We start from the raw sequence: 17,555 nt of genomic DNA, 5'->3' as shown, positions 1-17,555 counted from the left end.
GCTGAAATCAGCGCCCTTTTGCATCTCATTGAAGCCGCTTTCGCGGCGAATGTGACCGAAGCGATTAACGCTTCGAGAACTGGAAGGACCGGCGGGCCTTGGCCTTGCCGTACTTCTTGCGCTCGACCACGCGGGAGTCGCGCGTCAGGAAGCCGCCCTTCTTGAGCACAGAGCGCAGCTCCGGCTCGAAATAGGTCAGCGCCTTGGAGATGCCGTGACGGACCGCGCCGGCCTGGCCGGACAGGCCGCCGCCGGCAACCGTGCAGATCACGTCGTACTGGCCCGAACGCGCGGCCACGGAGAACGGCTGCTCGATCATCATCCGCAGCACGGGACGGGCGAAATAGACCTCGACCTCGCGCGAATTGACGGTGACCTTGCCGGCGCCCGGCTTGATCCAGACGCGGGCGACCGCGTCCTTGCGCTTGCCGGTGGCATAGGCGCGGTTGAACTTGTCGACCTTCTTCTCGTGCTTGGGCGCATCGGGCGCCGCCGCCGTCTTGAGCTGCGAGAGCTGGTCGAGCGACTGGATGGATTCGGCCATGTTATGCGGCCCTCGTGTTCTTGCGGTTCAACTTGGCGATGTCGATCTTCTCGGGCGTCTGTGCCTCGTGCGGATGATCGGCGCCGCCATAGACGCGGAGATTGCCCATCTGGACGCGACCGAGCGGGCCACGCGGGATCATGCGCTCGACGGCCTTCTCGAGCACGCGCTCGGGATGCTTGCCCTCGAGGATCTGGCGCGCGGTGCGCTCCTTGACGTGACCGACATAGCCGGTGTGCTTGTAATAGGTCTTCTGCTCGCGCTTGCGGCCGGTGAGGACCGCATGCTGCGCATTGATGATGATGACGTTGTCGCCGCAATCAACGTGCGGGGTGTAGGTCGGGAGGTGCTTGCCGCGCAGGCGCATGGCGACGATGGTGGCGAGGCGGCCGACGACCAGACCCTTGGCGTCGATCAGCACCCACTTCTTCGTCACCTCAGCCGGCTTTGCCGAAAAGGTTTTCATGTCAGAGTTTCCGTGGACGGGGAGCATCGGCGCGAACACCGCACCGGACTGCGCGGTTTTCTAGAGAAGAGACGCGCAACGGTCAATGCCCGGCGGCGGAAATTAGTACCGTAATATCAATGGCTTGAAAATATGGTGCTATATTACCTGCAAAAAGCTCAAACATTTGGAATGGAATAGGTCGAGGTGACATGGGCGATCGGATCGGGCGAGCTGCCGGACAACAGTTTCACCTCCCCGACCGCCAGCCGCTTGCCGAGCTTGAGCAGCCGCGCCTCCGCCAGCACGTCCTGCCCGGGCCCGCCCTTGCGCAGGAAGTTGATGTTGAGATTGGTGGTGACGGCGAGCCCGACCGGCCCGATCGCGGACAGGAGGACCACGTACATCGCGAAATCGGCCAGCGCCATCAGCGTCGGGCCGGACACGGTTCCGCCCGGTCGCAGCATCCTTTCGCTGTAGCGCTGGCGCAAAAGGCAGGTCTGGCCGTCCGCGCTTTCGATCGTGATGTCGTCGCCGCTGAAGGCCTGGGGAAACTCGTGGCGGAGGAACTGCTCGACCTCTGCCACGCTCATTTTCGCTAACGCCATGCTGTTCCCCACCCTCGCTTCACTTGCCCTGTTACATTAAGTTATCTGCGTCATTCAAATGCAATAATCCAACGGAAACGCTTCGATGTCCGCCCAGGCTGCCCGCGCTCCCTCCCCGCAACCGCCGATCCTGCTGCGCGAGACCGTAGGCCCGATCGCCGTACTGACGCTGAACCGCCCCGCCGCGCGCAACAGCCTGTCGGCGGCGATGATCGCAAGCCTGCATGCCGAGCTCAATGATATCAGCAGCGACAAGGCCGTCCGCGGTGTCGTGATCGCCGCCAACGGTCCCGCCTTCTCCGCCGGCCACGACATGAAGGAGCTGACCGCGCGCCGCACTGACCCCGATCGTGGCCGCGCCTTCTTTGCCGAGATGATGACCGCCTGCAGCGCGATGATGCAGGCGATCGTGCACCTGCCAAAACCTGTGGTCGCATCCGTCCGGGGTATCGCGACCGCGGCCGGCTGCCAGCTCGTGGCCAGCTGCGATCTCGCCATCGCCTCGGAGGACGCGAAATTCGCAACGCCGGGCGTCGACATCGGCTTGTTCTGCTCGACCCCGATGGTGGCGCTATCGCGCAACGTGCCGCGCAAGCAGGCGATGGAGATGCTGCTGACGGGCGAGCCTGTTACGGCCGCGCGCGCCCGCGAGATCGGCCTCATCAACCGCGTGGTGCCCGCCGGCACCGAACGCGACGCCGCGATCGCGCTGGCGGAGCAGGTCGCGCTGAAATCGGCCTACACCGTCAAGCTCGGCAAGGAGGCGTTCTATCGCCAGGCCGAGATGAGCCTCGCGGATGCCTATCGCTATGCCGCAGAGGTGATGACCGAGAACATGATGGCGCGCGACGCCGAGGAAGGCATCGGCGCCTTCATCGAGAAGCGCACGCCGACATGGCGGGATGAATAGAATTCGTCATTGCGAGCGAAGCTAAGCAATCCGGAAATCCCTCCGCGGAAAAAGACTGGATTGCTTTGTCGCTTCGCTCCTCGCAATGACAAGGAAAAAGAACAAATGAACCACGACTCCTATTCCGACAATTACATCCGCGCCATCCTCAACAGCGTGAAGTCGATCGCGATGGTCGGCGCCTCGCCGGTCAATGTGCGGCCGAGCTATTTCGCATTCAAATATCTGGCGCAGCGTGGCTACGACATGATCCCGGTCAATCCCGGCCATGTCGGCAAGGAGCTGCTCGGAAAGCCCTTCATCGCCTCGCTGTCCGACATCGGCCGTCCCATCGACATGATCGACATCTTCCGCAATTCCAGCCACATCATGCCTGTCGTCGAGGAAGCGCTCACGCTCGACCCGCTGCCGAAAGTGATCTGGATGCAGCTTGGCGCACGTGACGACGTGGCGGCAGCGAAAGCCGAGTCGGTCGGTATCAAGGTGGTGATGAACCGCTGCCCCAAGATCGAATATGGCCGCCTGTCGTCCGAGATCTCCTGGATGGGCGTGAATTCGCGCACGCTCAGCTCCAAGCGCGCGCCGGCACCGACGCAAGGCATGCGGCTATCCCTCAATCGGATGAGCGTCGGCGGCGGCGACACAGCGGCCTCCGATCGTGCCGCCAAAAACAAGACCGAGCAAAGCTGACGCAATTGCGAGGGATTCATTTTGCCAACGCGACAATGCGTAGCAAGATCATTCCCAAATGGTCTTGATGTGACACGGCGCCTTGACGCCGAGCGCGGCGCCCATCAGCATGCCGCGCGATTTCAGACCAAGAGAACAGGACGCCCTCAATGAGCGATCGCCTTCCGGGATTTTCAACCCTCGCCGTGCATGCCGGTGCACAGCCCGACCCCACCACCGGCGCGCGCGCGACTCCGATTTATCAAACGACGTCGTTCGTGTTCAACGATGCCGACCACGCCGCCTCGCTGTTCGGTCTGCAGGCGTTCGGCAACATCTATACCCGCATCGGCAATCCTACCAACGCGGTGCTGGAAGAGCGCGTCGCCGCGCTCGAAGGCGGCACGGCCGCGCTTGCGGTGGCCTCGGGCCATGCCGCACAGGTCGTGGTGTTGCAGCAATTGATGCAGCCCGGCGACGAGTTCATCGCCGCGCGAAAACTCTATGGCGGCTCTATCAACCAGTTCACGCACGCCTTCAAGAGCTTTGGCTGGAACGTGGTGTGGGCCGATCCCGACGATATCGCAAGCTTCGAGCGCGCGGTGACGCCGCGCACCAAGGCGATCTTCATCGAGTCCATTGCCAATCCCGCCGGCAGCATCACCGACATCGAGGCGATCTCGACGGTGGCGCGGAAGGCGGGCGTGCCGTTGATCGTCGATAACACGCTGGCCTCGCCCTACCTGATCCGCCCGATCGACCACGGCGCCGACATCGTCGTGCACTCGCTGACGAAGTTCCTGGGCGGTCACGGCAATTCGCTCGGCGGCATCATCGTCGATGCCGGCACCTTCGACTGGTCGACGGGCGGCAAATATCCGATGCTGTCGGAGCCGCGGCCGGAATATCACGGCATCCGCCTGCAGGAGACCTTTGGCAATTTCGCCTTCGCGATCGCCTGCCGCGTGCTGGGCTTGCGCGACCTCGGCCCCGCTCTGTCGCCGTTCAACGCCTTCATGATCCTGACCGGCATCGAGACCTTGCCGCTGCGCATGCAGAAGCAGTGCGACAATGCGAAAGCGATCGCCGAATTCCTCGCCGGCCATCCGGCGGTGGCGTCGGTTAGCTATGCGGGCTTGGCAAGCGACAAGTATAACCAGCTCGCGCGCAAATACGCACCGAGGGGCGCGGGCGCCGTGTTCACCTTCAGCCTGAAGGGCGGCTATGACGCCGGCGTCAGCCTGGTGTCGAAACTGCAGCTGTTCTCGCATCTCGCCAATGTCGGCGACACCCGCTCGCTGGTGATCCATCCGGCGTCCACCACGCACAGCCAGCTCGACGACGCCGCCAAGGTGAAGTCCGGCGCCGGCCCCGACGTGGTGCGGCTCTCGATCGGCATCGAGGACAAGGAAGACCTGATCGCCGATCTGGAACAGGCGCTGGGGGCGTAGCTTTCCCGGTCATTCCGGGACGCCTGAATGCGCCCCGGAATGACGTCCCGGTTAACAGTCATTAACCATATCTGCCCCATACATCGTCCTTGGATCGCCCTTTTGATTCGGAGCCGACGATGCTGCGCTGGATGGTGCCTGCCCTTGCGGCGATGCTGACGGTTTCAGCCGCCGTTGCCGCTGACTTGCCGGCCACGCCGAAGCGACGCGCCGCCGCTCCGCCACAGGAGCCGCCGCAGGTCTATGTCGATACCGACCCGGATGCGCTGATCTCGCCGGCCTATGGCATCGGCAGCTATATCCGCAATCTGCCGGGCACGCCGCTGCTGCCGGGCTCGCACACCTTGCCGGGCTACTACGGCCGCCCCTGGAGCTACGACTATCAGGGCGCGTATTACGGCGGGAAGCAGGTCGATTATTTCTGGCGCCTACCCTACGCGTGCGGCATCTACGGCTATTGCTGATCAGCCGGGCTGGCTAATCGGAACCGCACGCGGCTGCGCCTCCGCAGATCGCCGCGAAGCGAGCCGCTCCACCTGCATCACCGCGAGCGTCAACACGACGATTGCGACGGCCTGGTGCGACAGCGCGAGGTCGATCGGCACCTGGTTGAGCAGCGTGAGAATGCCGAGCACCGCCTGCAGGCTCACCGCCGCGAACAGCCAGAGCGCGCCGCTTGCGGCCGCACCTGCGCGCGAACGCACCGCGTCGATCGCATGCAGCGCGGCCAGCGCGAACAGCGCATAGGCGGTCATGCGGTGCTCGAACTGTACCGTCAGCACATTGTCGAACATGTTGCGCCACCACGGCGTCTCGAACCACAGCCGCTCGGCCGAGGGAATGAACGCGCCGTCGATCTGCGGCCAGGTGTTGTAGGCGCGCCCGGCGCGCAGGCCCGCAACCAGCGCACCGAAATAGATCTGCGCGAACGTCACGACGAGGAGCAGCGCGCCCGTGAAGCGCAACCGCGCAGACGCCGCGATCTGCGGCCGCTCCTTGAGCCGCCGCACCGTCCAGACGATGCCAGCAAAGATCAGGAGCGCGAGCACAAGATGCGTCGCCAACCGATATTGCGACACCTCGACCCGCTCGGTGAGACCCGAGGCGACCATCCACCAGCCGACCGCGCCCTGGAGACCGCCAAGCGCGAATAGAAGCCACAGTCTACGTTTCAATTCACCGGACAGGCCACCGCGCCACAGGAAGAACAGGAACGGCAAGAGATAGGCGACGCCAATGAAACGGCCGAGCAGCCGGTGGCTCCATTCCCACCAGAAAATCTGCTTGAACTCGGACAGGCTCATGCCCGCGTTGAGCTCGCGATATTGCGGGATTCTCTTGTAGGCCTCGAACGCCTCGGTCCACTGCGCCTCCGACAGTGGCGGAACGCTGCCCGTGACCGGCTTCCATTCGACGATCGAAAGGCCGGATTCCGTGAGCCGCGTCGCGCCGCCGACCAGCACCATCAGCGCGATCAGCGCGGCGACGGAGATCAGCCACCAGCGCACGGCGCGATGCGAGTTGGTTGGAACGGAATTCGTCGTCAAGGCGCTAAAACCAGGGCTTGAACCGGACTGCGTGCCCCTTATAGTCCCCCGCTCCCGCAGCGCAAGTTACGCGAAGGCCGTAATAGTCAGCCATGACGATCCGCACCCGCAAGTTCCTCGGCGCCATCCTGCTCCTGGTGCTGGCCACGGTCTGGGCCCTGCTCGGCATGGCGGCGGCGCAGATGCCGTGGATCGCCGAGTCCGGCTGGCGGCAGGCGATCTATTACGTGGTGGTCGGCATGGGCTGGGTGCTGCCGGCGATGCCGATCGTGAGCTGGATGCAGCGACCTGATCGCGTCAAGTCTGGCTCGTAGCGGTCGGCCTCACCGGCGCAAACGCAACACCCGACACCAGTACGCGCAGCATGCGCAGGGAGCGCACGCGACCATCCCAGGAAATCCGCGGCAGCGCGCGCAGATTGGTCCGCCCCTCCGCGTCCACGATGCCCGGGATCGTCGACACCGCGCTGGCAAAGCCCGCCTCCTCCGCCATCACAACATGGCTGCGCCGGAACGAGGTACGATCGCCGAACGGAAAGGCGAGATGCCTGACATCGCGGCGGAAGGCCGCTTCGGCAACGGCCTTGCCCATCGCCATCTCGCGCGAGGCTGCCGTATCCTTCATGTTGGCGAGAACCGGATAGTTCACCGTGGCGCTCCCGATCGTGACGAGCGGATCGGCGGCGAGCTTGGCCAGATCCTCCCAATCCATCGACGCCTCGCGCGAGAGCGCGGCAAGCTCAATGCGGTAGCGCGTGCAGAGATCGGCGATCGCGGCCGACAGATCCGCCGGCGACAGCGAGCGCAGCCAGCTCTCGATATGCGAAAACAGCGCCTGCTTCTCGGCATTGCCGGTGACGGTGAAGCGCTGCTCCTTCTCGCCCATTATCAGATTGATGCGGCTCTCGCGCGCGATCACCTGTTCGAGCCCGAGCCACCAGGCCTGCCCGACGCCATCGGGAAACGCGGTGGGCACGTAGATCGTGAAGGGCACGGCGTGCTGCGCCAGCACCGGATAGGCAAAGTCGATCAGATCCTTGTTCGCGCCGTCGAAAGTGAGCGCCACGAAACGCCGCTTCTCCGGCAGTGTCACCGCGCGCCGGCAGACCTCGTCCATGCCGAGAAAATCGTAGTTCCAGCGCTTCAACGCGCGAATGGCGCGGTCGAGAAATTGCGGCGTGATCTCGTCCGCGCGCAGCGGCTGAAACCCGCCGCGCCGCCGTGGCCGCACCCGCGCAAAGCGCAGGATGGCGCCGGCACCGCGGCTGCGCAGCGCAGCCTGGCCGGTGAACCAGGCCAGCTCGAGGCGCAGCCGTTCCAGCCATCTGTCGTCGGATGCCAAAATCTTGACCCTTCGCGCCCTGAAGGCGCCCGTTCCCTCTCCATTGTCCTTACCCTTTGTTGACATTTCTTTGCAAAGGTCGGCCACAGGCCGAATTACGTCTATTTTGATTTCTCGACAGGTTTCGCGAATGACCATGGCTGCGGCGATGCAAAGCCGGACGGCAGAAGCGCCAGCGCGGTCGAAAGCGAGCCGTATCGCGCATGTCGATATCGTCACCGATCTCGGCGCCGCCGAGGCGGTCTGGCGCGCCTTCGAGGAGCCCGGCCATCTCTTCACGCCCTATCAGCGGTTCGATCTGCTGAGCCCCTGGCAGCGACTGGTCGGCGAGCGCGAGGGCGCGCGGCCCTTCGTCGTGATCGGCCGCGACGCCGATCACACGCCATTGATGCTGCTGCCGCTCTCGCTGCGCCAAAGCCACGGCGTGCGTACGGCCTGCTTCATGGGCGGCAAGCATACGACCTTCAACATGGGCCTGTGGAACGCCGCGTGTGCTGCGCAGACCACTGCCGCCGATCTCGATACGCTGCTTGCGCCGCTGCGCGAGCACATCGACGTGCTCGCGCTGACGCAGCAGCCGCAGCGCTGGCACGGCCAGCAGAACCCGTTTGCCCTATTGCCGCGGCAGAGCCCGATCAACGGCTGCCCGCAACTGGTGCTGGAGCCGGGCGGGCCGCCGGCATCGCGGATCAGCAATTCCTTCCGCCGCCGCCTCAAGAGCAAGGAAAAGAAGCTCCAGGCGCTCGCCGGCTATCGCTATCACCTTGCCACGTCAGACGCGGACGTCACCCGCCTGCTCGACTGGTTCTTCCGCGTCAAGCCGGTGCGGATGGCAGAACAGAAGCTCCCGAACGTCTTCGCCGAGCCGGGCGTCGAACAGTTCGTCCGCAGCGCCTGCCTTGCGCCGCGCGGCGAAGGCCGCGTCATCGACATCCATGCACTGGAATGCGACGACGAGGTGATCGCGATCTTCGCCGGCGTTGCCGACGGCGAGCGCTTCTCGATGATGTTCAACACCTACACGATGTCCGAGCACGCCCGCTACAGCCCCGGGCTGATCCTGATGCGCTACATCATCGATCGCTACGGCGAGCGCGGCTACCGCTCGCTCGACCTCGGCATCGGTTCGGACGACTACAAGCGAATGTTCTGCAAGGACGACGAAGACATCTTCGACAGTTTTGTCCCGCTGACCTCGCGCGGCAAGCTCGCGGCGATGGCGATGTCCTCGCTCAGCCACGGCAAGCGGCTGGTGAAGCAGAACCAGATGCTGTTTGATCTGGCCAGGCGGCTGCGGCAGGCATTCGGGTAAAGCCTCTCCGCGAACGCCGATATCGTAGGGTGGGCAAAGCGACTTGTCCGCCGTAGCTCGCAGAGCGAAGGCGGAAGCGTGCCCACGTCGTCTGTTACTGTATGGAATAGGTGGTGGGCACGACGCGAACGCGCCTTTGCCCACCCTACGATTCCGAGTGCGCGAGAGGGAAAGAAAAGCCTACGCCGCCACCACGCGCGGCGCGTCGACCGCGTCCGAAGCCTGCACGGGCTTGCTCAGCATCGTCACCTCGCTGAAGCCGACCGCCCGGAGCTGCTCGCACATCAGCGCGCGCGCATCGCTTGCCATCGAGGCATCGGGCACCACGACGGCGCGGGCATGCGCCGTCAGCAGCTCGGCCGGAAGGTCGGAGGCGCTGCCGGCGTCGACCAGCACGTGATCATAGGCGCGCAGCAGCGCGTCGATGGCGAGCGTCACCCGCGGCGATTGCAGCACGCTGCGGTCGAAGCCGGGACGACCGGCCATGACGAGGTGGAGCCGTGACAGCTTGTCCCGGGTGATGATTTGCGCGAACGACGCCTCGCCCTGCATCAGCTCGGCAAGGCCGGGCGCCGAAGCATCGACGGACACCGCGGCAATCGTCGGCGAGGACGCAGCGAGATCGACCACGACGACGCGCGCCTCGCGCGCCAGATGCCGGGCGAGCGTCAGCGTCGACAGCGTAATGGCTTCGCCGGAAGCGGTGCCGAGCACCGTGACCTTCTTCGCCGCAGCGCCCGCGGCGCGCAGGCTGTCGGCCAGATTTTCGATCTCGGTGAATTCGGTGATGTCGGCATGATCAGTCAGCTCCGGCTGAAGCGGCGCGGCCTCTGCCATGACCGGATCGGCGATCGGCTCGACCTCGGGCCGCACCACCGGCTGGACGACCGGTTGGACAACCGGTTCCCGGCGCACCGGTGCCTGCGTTTGCGCCGGGCCGACCGCGGCCACAGCGCGCGGTGCGGTCTGGCGCAACAGCTCGCCGGTGACGACGACGCCGGACGAGAGCAGCAGCGTCGCGATCGTCGCGATCAGCACGATCGGCAGCTTCTTCGGGTAGGCCGGCGTGTTCGAGACGATGGCGCGCGAGATGACGCGGCCGTCGGTCGGCGCCGTGTCGATGGTCTCGCGGGTATTGGCCTCGCGGTACTTGGCGAGATAGCCTTCCAGCAGATCGCGCTGCGCCTTGGCCTCGCGATCGAGTGCGCGGAGCTGGACGTCCTGGCCGTTGGTCGAGGTCGCCTGCTTCTTGAGCTGCTCGAGGCTCACGGTCAGGCCATCGACGCGGCCGCTGGCGATCCGCGCGTCGCTTTCGAGCGAGCGGGAAATCTTGGCCGCTTCGTCGCGGATCTGATTGTCGAGGTCGCCAAGCTGCGCCTTCAGCTCCTTGATGCGCGGGTGATTGCCGAGCAGCGTGGACGACTGCTCGGCGAGCTGCGCACGCAGCGTCACCCTTTGCTCCGACAGCCGCCGCATCAATTCGGAGTTCACGACTTCGGATGCCTCGATCGGCTTGCCGCTCTGGAGCATCTCCTTGATCAGCCTAGCCTTGGATTCCGCATCCGCCTTCAGCGAGCGCGCATTGTTGAGCTGGGTGTTCACCTCGCCCATCTGCTGGTTCGACAGCGTGGTGTTGTTGGTGCCGATGAACAGGCTCGACTTGGAGCGGAAGTCCTCCACCCTGGCCTCGGCGTCGGAGACCTTCTTGCGCAAGCTCTCGATCTCGCCGGCGAGCCACTGGCTGGCATTCTTGGCCTGGTCCTGGCGCGCATTCTGCTGGAGCACCAGATAGCCGTCGGCGATCGAATTGGCGACGCGGGCGGCAAGATCCGGATCGGCGGACTGGAATTCGACCACGATGACGCGCGATTTGTCGACGGCATAGGCCTGCAGGCGCTCGTAATAGGCGTCGAGCACGCGCTCTTCCGGCGTCATCGAGAACGGATCACGGCCGATACCGATCATCGCGGCCAGCGACTTCAGTGGCGAGATGCCCTGCAGCACCGGATCGAACTCGGGGCGTTCGGCGAGCTTGTTCTTCTTGATGATCTCCCGCGCGAGATCGCGCGACAGCACCAGCTGCACCTGGCTGGTGACGGCCTCGGCGTCGAGCGCCTGCCGCTCCTCGGCGCGGTCGCTGCTCGGACGCAGGAACACGTTCTCCCGGCCGTCGATGAGAATGCGCGATTCGGACTTGTAGCGCGGCGTGACGAGATTGACGATCGCAAAGGATGCGACCAGCGCCAGCACCGTCGGCACGATGATCCAGCCGCGCTTGCGCGCCAATGCCGCGCCGAGCGCGTGCAGGTCGATATCGCCGGACTCGACTTGGGCCTGCTTCGTGACGATCGGCGCAGGCCTGACTTCGGTCTTCTGCTCGATCTTCTGCTCGATCTTGGGCTCGACTTGGACTTCAGCCTTGACGTCAGCTTTGGGCGCGACTTCGGTCTTGGACTTTCCAACAGCCCGCGCAACCACCGCCTTGTCCTTGCCGGCACGCCAGAACGCTAAACGCATCGAACACTCCCGCAGGGGCAACGCCACTAAGCTACCTCAACCCCGGCGATTACACTCCATTAAGGTTGCCGCTGGGTTAATCGCGGCATGCGGCGACTTGCGCAGGCGCACGCGTCACCGTTTGTTAACCACGAGGCCCCTTAATCCGTCTCGATATTTTCCTAGGAATTGTTCGGCATTCGCCGTCGAGCGCTGGTTTTGATTCATGCCCCCCTCTCCTGACCGGCCGCTTCGTATCCTGCACGCCGTGCGTGCTCCGGTCGGCGGCATCTTCCGCCACATCCTCGACGTCGCCAACGGCCAGGTCGACCGCGGCCACCATGTCGGCATCCTCGCCGATAGCCTCACCGGCGGCGAGCGCGCCGACAAGGCCCTCGCCGAGCTCGCGCCGCGGCTGAAGCTCGGCGTGCACCGGATGGCGATCCGCCGCGAGCCCTCTCCGGACGACGTTTTGGTGTGGCTTCGCATGCGGCGCCTGATTGCCACCCTGAAGCCCGACGTCATGCACGGCCATGGCGCCAAGGCCGGCGCCTTCATCCGCATGCGGCGACGCTCCGACGACACCATCCGCATCTACACGCCGCACGGCGGCTCGCTGCATTATCCCCTCAACACCTTGAAGGGCGAGTTTTACGCGCGACTCGAGCGCTCGCTGATGGATTCGACCGACCTGTTCCTGTTCGAAAGCGCGTTTGCCCGCGACACCTATCAACGCATCGTCGGCACGCCCAAGGGCGTGGTGCATTGCGTCTTCAACGGCGTCACGCCCGAGGAGTTCGAGCCGGTCGTGACCACCGACGATGCGACCGACCTCGCCTATGTCGGCGAGTTCAGGCACATCAAGGGCGCCGATCTCCTGGTCGATGCCGTGGCGCGCCTGCACGAGGGCGGCAAGAAGGTCACGCTGACGCTCGGCGGCGACGGCGAGGAGACGGCGGCGCTGAAGGCGCAGGTCGAGAAGCTCGGTTTGTCCGGCGCCATCCGCTTCATCGGTCACGTCAAGGCGCGCTACGGCTTCTCCAAGGGGCGGCTGCTGGTCGTCCCCTCGCGCGGCGATTCCATGCCCTATGTCGTGATCGAGGCCGGCGCGGCCGGCATTCCCATGATCGCATCGCGCATCGGCGGTATTCCCGAGATCTTCGGCTCCGGCAGTCCGGCCCTGTTCGCGCCGAGCAATTCCGAGGCCATGGCCGAGGCGATCGCGGCCGCACTCGACGATCCCACCGCAACGGCGCAGCGCGCCGTGTCCTTGCGCGAACGCATCTCGGCGCATTTCTCGCAAGCCGCCATGGTCGACGGCGTGATCGCCGGCTATCGCGATGCATTTGCCAATCATTAACCATCCTTAAGCCCGCTTTAGAAAATCTTCCGATTTGTTCGATAATCGAAGGACCGGGGGATGCCGCCCGGGGCGCCAACGCCATTGGCCCGCGGGTGCTTGAAATGGACGTGGACGCCCGTGGAACCGCTCAACGCACGCTCGATGCTCGATGCCGCGACCAGTGCCGCGGCGAAACCCGCTGACCAACCCTTCGTGGAGCGCCGCCGCCGGCTCTCGCCCGCAGCCCTCGACGTCGTCAACCAGAAGGTCGCCCGCGCCTATTCGCCGATCGTGATCGCCGGCTTCGTGCGCGTGGCCGACTTCGCGCTGCTCAGCCTCGTCGGTATCGCGCTCTATGTCGGCTACGTCATGCCGCTCTCCGGCTTCAGCTGGGTCTATCCCGCCGAGGTCATCGCCGTATCGATCGCCGCCGTGATCTGCTTCCAGGCCGCCGACATCTATCAGGTGCAGCTGTTCCGCGGGCAGCTCCGGCAGATGACACGGATGATCTCGTCCTGGTCGTTCGTCTTCCTGCTGTTCATCGGCATCTCCTTCTTCGCCAAATACGGCAGCGAAATCTCGCGGCTGTGGCTTGCCGCCTTCTATTTCCTCGGGCTCGCCGCGCTGCTTGCCGAGCGTCTGGTGCTGCGATCGCTGGTGCGCGGCTGGGCGCGCCAGGGCCGGCTCGACCGCCGCACCATCATCGTCGGCGCCGACAGCAACGGCGAGCAGCTGGTCGAAGCGCTCAAAGCGCAGGAGGATTCCGACATCCACGTGCTGGGCGTGTTCGACGACCGCAACGACAGCCGCGCGCTCGACACCTGCGCCGGCGCGCGCAAGCTCGGCAAGGTCGACGACATCGTCGAATTCGCCCGCCGCACCCGCGTCGATCTCGTGCTGTTCGCGCTGCCGATCTCGGCGGAAACGCGCATCCTGGAAATGCTGAAGAAGCTCTGGGTGCTGCCGGTCGACATCCGCCTTTCCGCGCACACCAACAAGCTGCGGTTCCGGCCCCGCTCCTATTCCTATCTCGGCGAGGTGCCGACGCTCGACGTGTTCGAGGCGCCGATCACCGACTGGGATCTGGTGATGAAATGGCTGTTCGACCGCGTCGTCGGCAGTCTCGCGCTGCTCGTGGCGCTGCCGGTGATGGGACTGGTGGCGCTGGCGGTGAAGCTCGACAGCCCCGGCCCGGCGCTATTCCGCCAGAAGCGCTTCGGCTTCAACAACGAGCGCATCGACGTCTACAAATTCCGCTCGATGTACCACCATCAGGCCGATCCGACGGCCTCCAAGGTCGTGACCAAGAACGATCCGCGCGTCACCCGCGTCGGCCGCTTCATCCGCAAGACCAGCCTCGACGAGCTGCCGCAGCTCTTCAACGTGGTGTTCTCCGGCAATCTCTCCCTGGTCGGCCCCCGCCCGCATGCGGTGCAGGGCAAGCTGCAGAGCCGGCTGTTCGACGAAGCCGTCGACGGCTATTTCGCCCGCCATCGCGTCAAGCCCGGCATCACGGGCTGGGCCCAGATCAATGGCTGGCGCGGCGAGATCGACAACGAAGAGAAGATCCAGAAGCGCGTCGAGTTCGACCTCTATTACATCGAGAACTGGTCGGTGCTGTTCGACCTCTACATTCTCCTGAAGACGCCGATCTCGCTGCTGACCAAGAACGAGAACGCGTATTGAGTTTTCCGTCATGCCCCGGCTTGACCGGGCGATGACAGCGGTGTTGGCGTCCGAATAGCGTGAGCATGTGATGGCGTATGCGGCGACAGCCGGTGGAGTGAACGTAGCCGTACCGGCTGCGCCCGGCGTGCTGGCGCTGCAGCGCGCGCTGGTGTGGCTGGTCGGCGCCTCCGGCGCGGTCGTCTTCATCGAGCCGAGCCCCTACGAGATCATGACGCTGCTCGCAGCCGTCATGTTCTTCGCCACCGGCCTGCGGCTGCGGCTCGCGCTGATGCCGCTGGTGTTGATGCTGGTCCTGCTCAATGTCGGCTACACCATCAGCGCGATCCCGCTGTTCGAGCAGTCCGAGGTCGTAAGCTGGATCGCGACCTCCTGGTACATGGCGGTGACCGTGGTGTTCTTCGCGATGGTCACGTCCGAGGACACCGCGGCCCGGCTCGACATGCTTCGCCGCGGCCTCGTGGTCGGCGCAATGATCGCCTCACTGCTGGCGGTCGCCGGCTATTTCCACCTGGTGCCCGGCGGCAACGACCTCCTCACGCTCTACGGCCGCGCGCGCGGCACGTTCAAGGACCCGAACGTGCTCGGCGCCTTCCTGATCCTGCCCGCGCTGTTTGCGCTGCAGAGCGTGGTTTCGGACAAGCTGGCGAAGGCGTTCCGCAACGTCATCGCCTTCGGCATCATGTCGCTGGCGATCCTGCTCGCCTTCTCGCGTGCCGCCTGGGGCGGCCTCGTGCTGACCTCCGCCTTCATGCTGGCGCTGATGGTGCTGACCAGCCGCACCAACGCGCAGCGCTCGCGCATCATCATCATGGCCATCGTGGCCGCCGTGCTGGGGCTCGCGCTGATCGCGGTGCTGCTGTCGTTCGATTCCACCGCCGAGATGTTCAAGCAGCGCGCGAGCTTCGACCAGAGCTACGACGAGGGCCGCTTCGGCCGGTTCGGCCGCCACATCCTGGGCGCAGAGATGGCGCTCGACCTGCCGTTCGGCATCGGCCCCCTGCAATTCCACCGCTTCTTCCCCGAGGACACCCACAACTCCTATCTCAACGCCTTCATGTCCGGCGGCTGGCTGTCCGGCGTGTGTTATCCCGCGCTGGTCTTCACCACCGTCATCATGGGCTTCCGGCACATCTTCGTCCCGGTGCCCTGGCAGCGCGCTTATCTCGCCGTGTTCTCCGCCTTCGTCGGCACCGTCGGCGAAAGCTTCGTGATCGACACCGACCACTGGCGGCACTTCTGGATGATGCTGGGCGCGATGTGGGGCATGATCGCGGCCGCGCAGATCTGCAAGATCAGGGCTGGCGAGGACGCGTCTTCAGCTTGAGAGCCGGACGTTTTTCCGGCGGCGTGTCGAGCAGGCTCTTCAGCGCCTCGGTCGCCGCGAGCACGCCCTTGTAGCCTTCGTTGGCGAAACGCAGCAGCAGCCTCAATTCCTCGTCGGAATAGCCGCCGAACACCTTCTCCATCGCCTGCTGCATCGGCACGTAGAACTGGCCGATCTTCATCGCCGCGTCCGGCACGACGGCGATGAAGACCTTGCGGCGGTCTTTCTCATCGCGTTCACGGCGCACCAGCCCCGCCTTTTCGAGCCGATCGACCACGCCGGTGATGGCACCGGTCGTGAGGCCCGTGACCTCGGCGAGCCTCCCTGCAGTGACGCGTCCTTCGAGATACAGGATGTCCATGCATTCGAGATCGGAATTGGCGATTCCGGCAACGTTGGCAACGGTTTGCCCATAGAGCACGCCTTGCGCTGACGACCGGCGCATGGCGTCCTCGAGCTCCTGCAGCAGCGCGTTGCGCGCCTTCGTCCTTGACAAGGCCGACCTCATATCTTAGGCGATATATATCTTAGTAACTAAGATATTTAGCGACCGTAATTCCTCCTAGCACCACGGAAACGTCGGGAGCAAGTCATGTCCTATCGACCCCGCAAGGCCCTGATCATCGGCGCCGGCATTGCTGGCCCCGTTGCCGCGATCCTGCTGCGCCGCGCCGGCATCGAGTCCGCGATCTTCGAGGCCTGGCCCTATTCGAAGGGCATCGGCGGCGGCCTTCAGATCGCGCCGAACGGCATGCATGTGATGGACGAGATCGGGCTGGCGAATGAGTTGATCGGCCGCGGCTCGGTCGCAGAATCCTTCGACTTCTATTCGCAAGGCGGCGTGAGGCTCGGTTCGATCAACCGCGACATGGAACGGCGCTTCGGCCAGCCTGCGGTGAACGTCTGCCGCGCCACGCTGAACGAAATCCTGATCGACAAGGCCTGGTGCGCCTGCGTTTCGCTCTATTTCGAGAAGCGCCTGATCAAGGTCGAGGATCGCGGCGACCAGCCGATCATTGCCTATTTCGCCGACGGCACCACAGCCGAGGGGGACTTCCTGATCGGTGCCGACGGCGTGCACTCGATCACACGTCGGCAGGTGGTGCCGGACGGACCCCAGCCGTTCAACACCGGACTGATCGGCTTCGGCGGCTTCGTGCCGCACGCCGTGCTCGACGGCAGATCGATCGGCCGGCACGTCGAGACCACGTTCGGCCAGAGCGGCTTCTTCGGCTACGGCTATTGCAGCCCCGATCCCACGGACGGCGTGATGTGGTGGAGCACGCAGCCCGCGCACGGCATGGACGCCGCGATGTTTCGCGCGCTCGACCCGTCGACGCTGAAGCAGCATCTGCGCGGCTTCCACCGCGGCTGGCACGATCCGATCCCCGATGTCATCGAGGCCGCCGAGAACATCGTGGTCACCGACACGCTCGACGTAGCGACCCTGCCGACCTGGTCGCGCAAGCGCTCGCTGCTGATTGGGGACGCCGCGCATGCGACCAGCCCCCATGCCGGCCAGGGTGCTTCGCTCGCGCTCGAGGATGCGATGCGGCTCGCCCGCCTGATGCAGGACGGCCAGGAGCTCGGCGCCACCTTTAGGGCATTCGAGGCCGAGCGTCGCCCGCGCACCGAGAAGATCGTCGCCATGGCCCGCCGCAACGGCAACAGCAAGCGCGAATTCAGCGCTACCGGCGCGTGGGTGCGCAATCAGATGCTGAAATGGCTGCTGCCGCTGGGCGCCAAGGGCATGGACTTCATGTACGCATATGATGCGCGGGCGGTGTAACCAGCACGAACGCTGCCGTAGCAACCATTAAAGCACGCCCGATTTCCGCGAGCATGACGCCGTGCTTGCGGCCGTCAAGGCGTGGCCT

General features: G+C 65.0%; 17 protein-coding genes. 10 read left to right on the top strand and 7 right to left on the bottom strand.

What is annotated here, in order from left to right:
* Window positions 1-64: 64 nt before the first annotated feature.
* The 3 genes from rpsI to XI03_RS15220 form a co-directional block, all read right to left on the bottom strand.
* Window positions 65-544 carry a 30S ribosomal protein S9 gene (gene rpsI, locus XI03_RS15230; protein WP_008547917.1) on the bottom strand — a complete coding sequence of 160 codons (480 nt, stop codon included), beginning with the start codon at window positions 542-544 and terminating at the stop codon, window positions 65-67.
* 1 nt (window position 545) lies between these two features.
* Window positions 546-1,010 (bottom strand): 50S ribosomal protein L13, encoded by a 465-nt coding sequence (gene rplM / locus XI03_RS15225; RefSeq protein ID WP_008137961.1) that lies wholly within the window; start codon window positions 1,008-1,010, stop codon window positions 546-548.
* Window positions 1,011-1,168: 158 nt separating this feature from the next.
* On the bottom strand, window positions 1,169-1,597 hold the full coding sequence (locus XI03_RS15220; RefSeq protein ID WP_028141418.1) for a PaaI family thioesterase: 429 nt from the start codon (window positions 1,595-1,597) through the stop codon (window positions 1,169-1,171).
* Window positions 1,598-1,682: 85 nt separating this feature from the next.
* On the opposite strand from XI03_RS15220, the gene XI03_RS15215 reads away from it, so the two are divergent.
* The 4 genes from XI03_RS15215 to XI03_RS15200 all read left to right on the top strand — a co-directional run bounded on the left by XI03_RS15215 (window position 1,683) and on the right by XI03_RS15200 (window position 5,091).
* Window positions 1,683-2,507 carry an enoyl-CoA hydratase gene (locus XI03_RS15215; protein WP_038973476.1) on the top strand — a complete coding sequence of 275 codons (825 nt, stop codon included), beginning with the start codon at window positions 1,683-1,685 and terminating at the stop codon, window positions 2,505-2,507.
* Window positions 2,508-2,612: 105 nt separating this feature from the next.
* A complete protein-coding gene (locus XI03_RS15210) occupies window positions 2,613-3,197 on the top strand; it encodes a CoA-binding protein (RefSeq protein ID WP_028141416.1) in 585 nt (194 codons plus the stop codon).
* Window positions 3,198-3,346: 149 nt separating this feature from the next.
* Window positions 3,347-4,627 (top strand): O-acetylhomoserine aminocarboxypropyltransferase, encoded by a 1,281-nt coding sequence (locus tag XI03_RS15205; RefSeq protein WP_028141415.1) that lies wholly within the window; start codon window positions 3,347-3,349, stop codon window positions 4,625-4,627.
* Between the two features lie 119 nt (window positions 4,628-4,746).
* Window positions 4,747-5,091 carry a hypothetical protein gene (locus XI03_RS15200; protein ID WP_028141414.1) on the top strand — a complete coding sequence of 115 codons (345 nt, stop codon included), beginning with the start codon at window positions 4,747-4,749 and terminating at the stop codon, window positions 5,089-5,091.
* Here XI03_RS15200 and XI03_RS15195 read toward each other — a convergent pair whose 3' ends face one another.
* Window positions 5,092-6,174: a COX15/CtaA family protein gene (locus XI03_RS15195; protein WP_271592556.1), complete on the bottom strand. Its 1,083-nt coding sequence runs from the start codon at window positions 6,172-6,174 to the stop codon at window positions 5,092-5,094. It lies immediately after the preceding gene.
* Between the two features lie 92 nt (window positions 6,175-6,266).
* Between XI03_RS15195 and XI03_RS15190 the strand changes: the two genes are divergently transcribed.
* On the top strand, window positions 6,267-6,488 hold the full coding sequence (locus XI03_RS15190; RefSeq protein ID WP_018320088.1) for a DUF2842 domain-containing protein: 222 nt from the start codon (window positions 6,267-6,269) through the stop codon (window positions 6,486-6,488).
* Here the strand turns inward: XI03_RS15190 and XI03_RS15185 are convergent.
* Window positions 6,472-7,515, bottom strand: a complete 1,044-nt coding sequence (locus tag XI03_RS15185; protein ID WP_271592607.1) for a polysaccharide deacetylase family protein — start codon at window positions 7,513-7,515, stop codon at window positions 6,472-6,474. The genes XI03_RS15190 and XI03_RS15185 overlap by 17 nt on opposite strands.
* A 130-nt stretch (window positions 7,516-7,645) precedes the next feature.
* Here XI03_RS15185 and XI03_RS15180 point away from each other — a divergent pair, with 130 nt between their 5' ends.
* Window positions 7,646-8,827: a GNAT family N-acetyltransferase gene (locus tag XI03_RS15180; RefSeq protein WP_271592555.1), complete on the top strand. Its 1,182-nt coding sequence runs from the start codon at window positions 7,646-7,648 to the stop codon at window positions 8,825-8,827.
* Between the two features lie 180 nt (window positions 8,828-9,007).
* Here the strand turns inward: XI03_RS15180 and XI03_RS15175 are convergent, their stop codons facing one another.
* Complete coding sequence (locus tag XI03_RS15175) at window positions 9,008-11,344, bottom strand: GumC family protein (protein ID WP_271592554.1); 2,337 nt, start codon at window positions 11,342-11,344, stop codon at window positions 9,008-9,010.
* A gap of 205 nt (window positions 11,345-11,549) precedes the next feature.
* Between XI03_RS15175 and XI03_RS15170 the strand changes: the two genes are divergently transcribed.
* From XI03_RS15170 to XI03_RS15160, 3 genes are all read left to right on the top strand, one after another.
* Window positions 11,550-12,683, top strand: coding sequence for a glycosyltransferase family 4 protein (locus tag XI03_RS15170; RefSeq protein ID WP_271592553.1), 1,134 nt, complete (start codon window positions 11,550-11,552; stop codon window positions 12,681-12,683).
* A 120-nt stretch (window positions 12,684-12,803) separates the two neighbouring features.
* The gene (locus tag XI03_RS15165; RefSeq protein WP_028141408.1) at window positions 12,804-14,351 is read left to right on the top strand and encodes an undecaprenyl-phosphate glucose phosphotransferase; all 1,548 of its coding nucleotides are present in this window, start codon (window positions 12,804-12,806) and stop codon (window positions 14,349-14,351) included.
* Window positions 14,352-14,421: 70 nt separating this feature from the next.
* Window positions 14,422-15,678 carry an O-antigen ligase family protein gene (locus XI03_RS15160; RefSeq protein ID WP_212477226.1) on the top strand — a complete coding sequence of 419 codons (1,257 nt, stop codon included), beginning with the start codon at window positions 14,422-14,424 and terminating at the stop codon, window positions 15,676-15,678.
* Here the strand turns inward: XI03_RS15160 and XI03_RS15155 are convergent.
* Complete coding sequence (locus XI03_RS15155) at window positions 15,647-16,123, bottom strand: MarR family transcriptional regulator (protein WP_049801985.1); 477 nt, start codon at window positions 16,121-16,123, stop codon at window positions 15,647-15,649. The two genes, XI03_RS15160 and XI03_RS15155, sit on opposite strands and share 32 nt — an antisense overlap.
* Before the next feature lie 147 nt (window positions 16,124-16,270).
* On the opposite strand from XI03_RS15155, the gene XI03_RS15150 reads away from it, so the two are divergent.
* A complete protein-coding gene (locus tag XI03_RS15150; protein ID WP_271592552.1) occupies window positions 16,271-17,467 on the top strand; it encodes an FAD-dependent monooxygenase in 1,197 nt (398 codons plus the stop codon).
* Window positions 17,468-17,555 lie beyond the last annotated feature (88 nt).

Origin of the sequence: Bradyrhizobium sp. CCBAU 65884, assembly GCF_028128835.1 — a bacterium.
Lineage (GTDB): Bacteria > Pseudomonadota > Alphaproteobacteria > Rhizobiales > Xanthobacteraceae > Bradyrhizobium > Bradyrhizobium ottawaense.
This window is presented reverse-complemented; position numbering and strand designations above follow the sequence as displayed.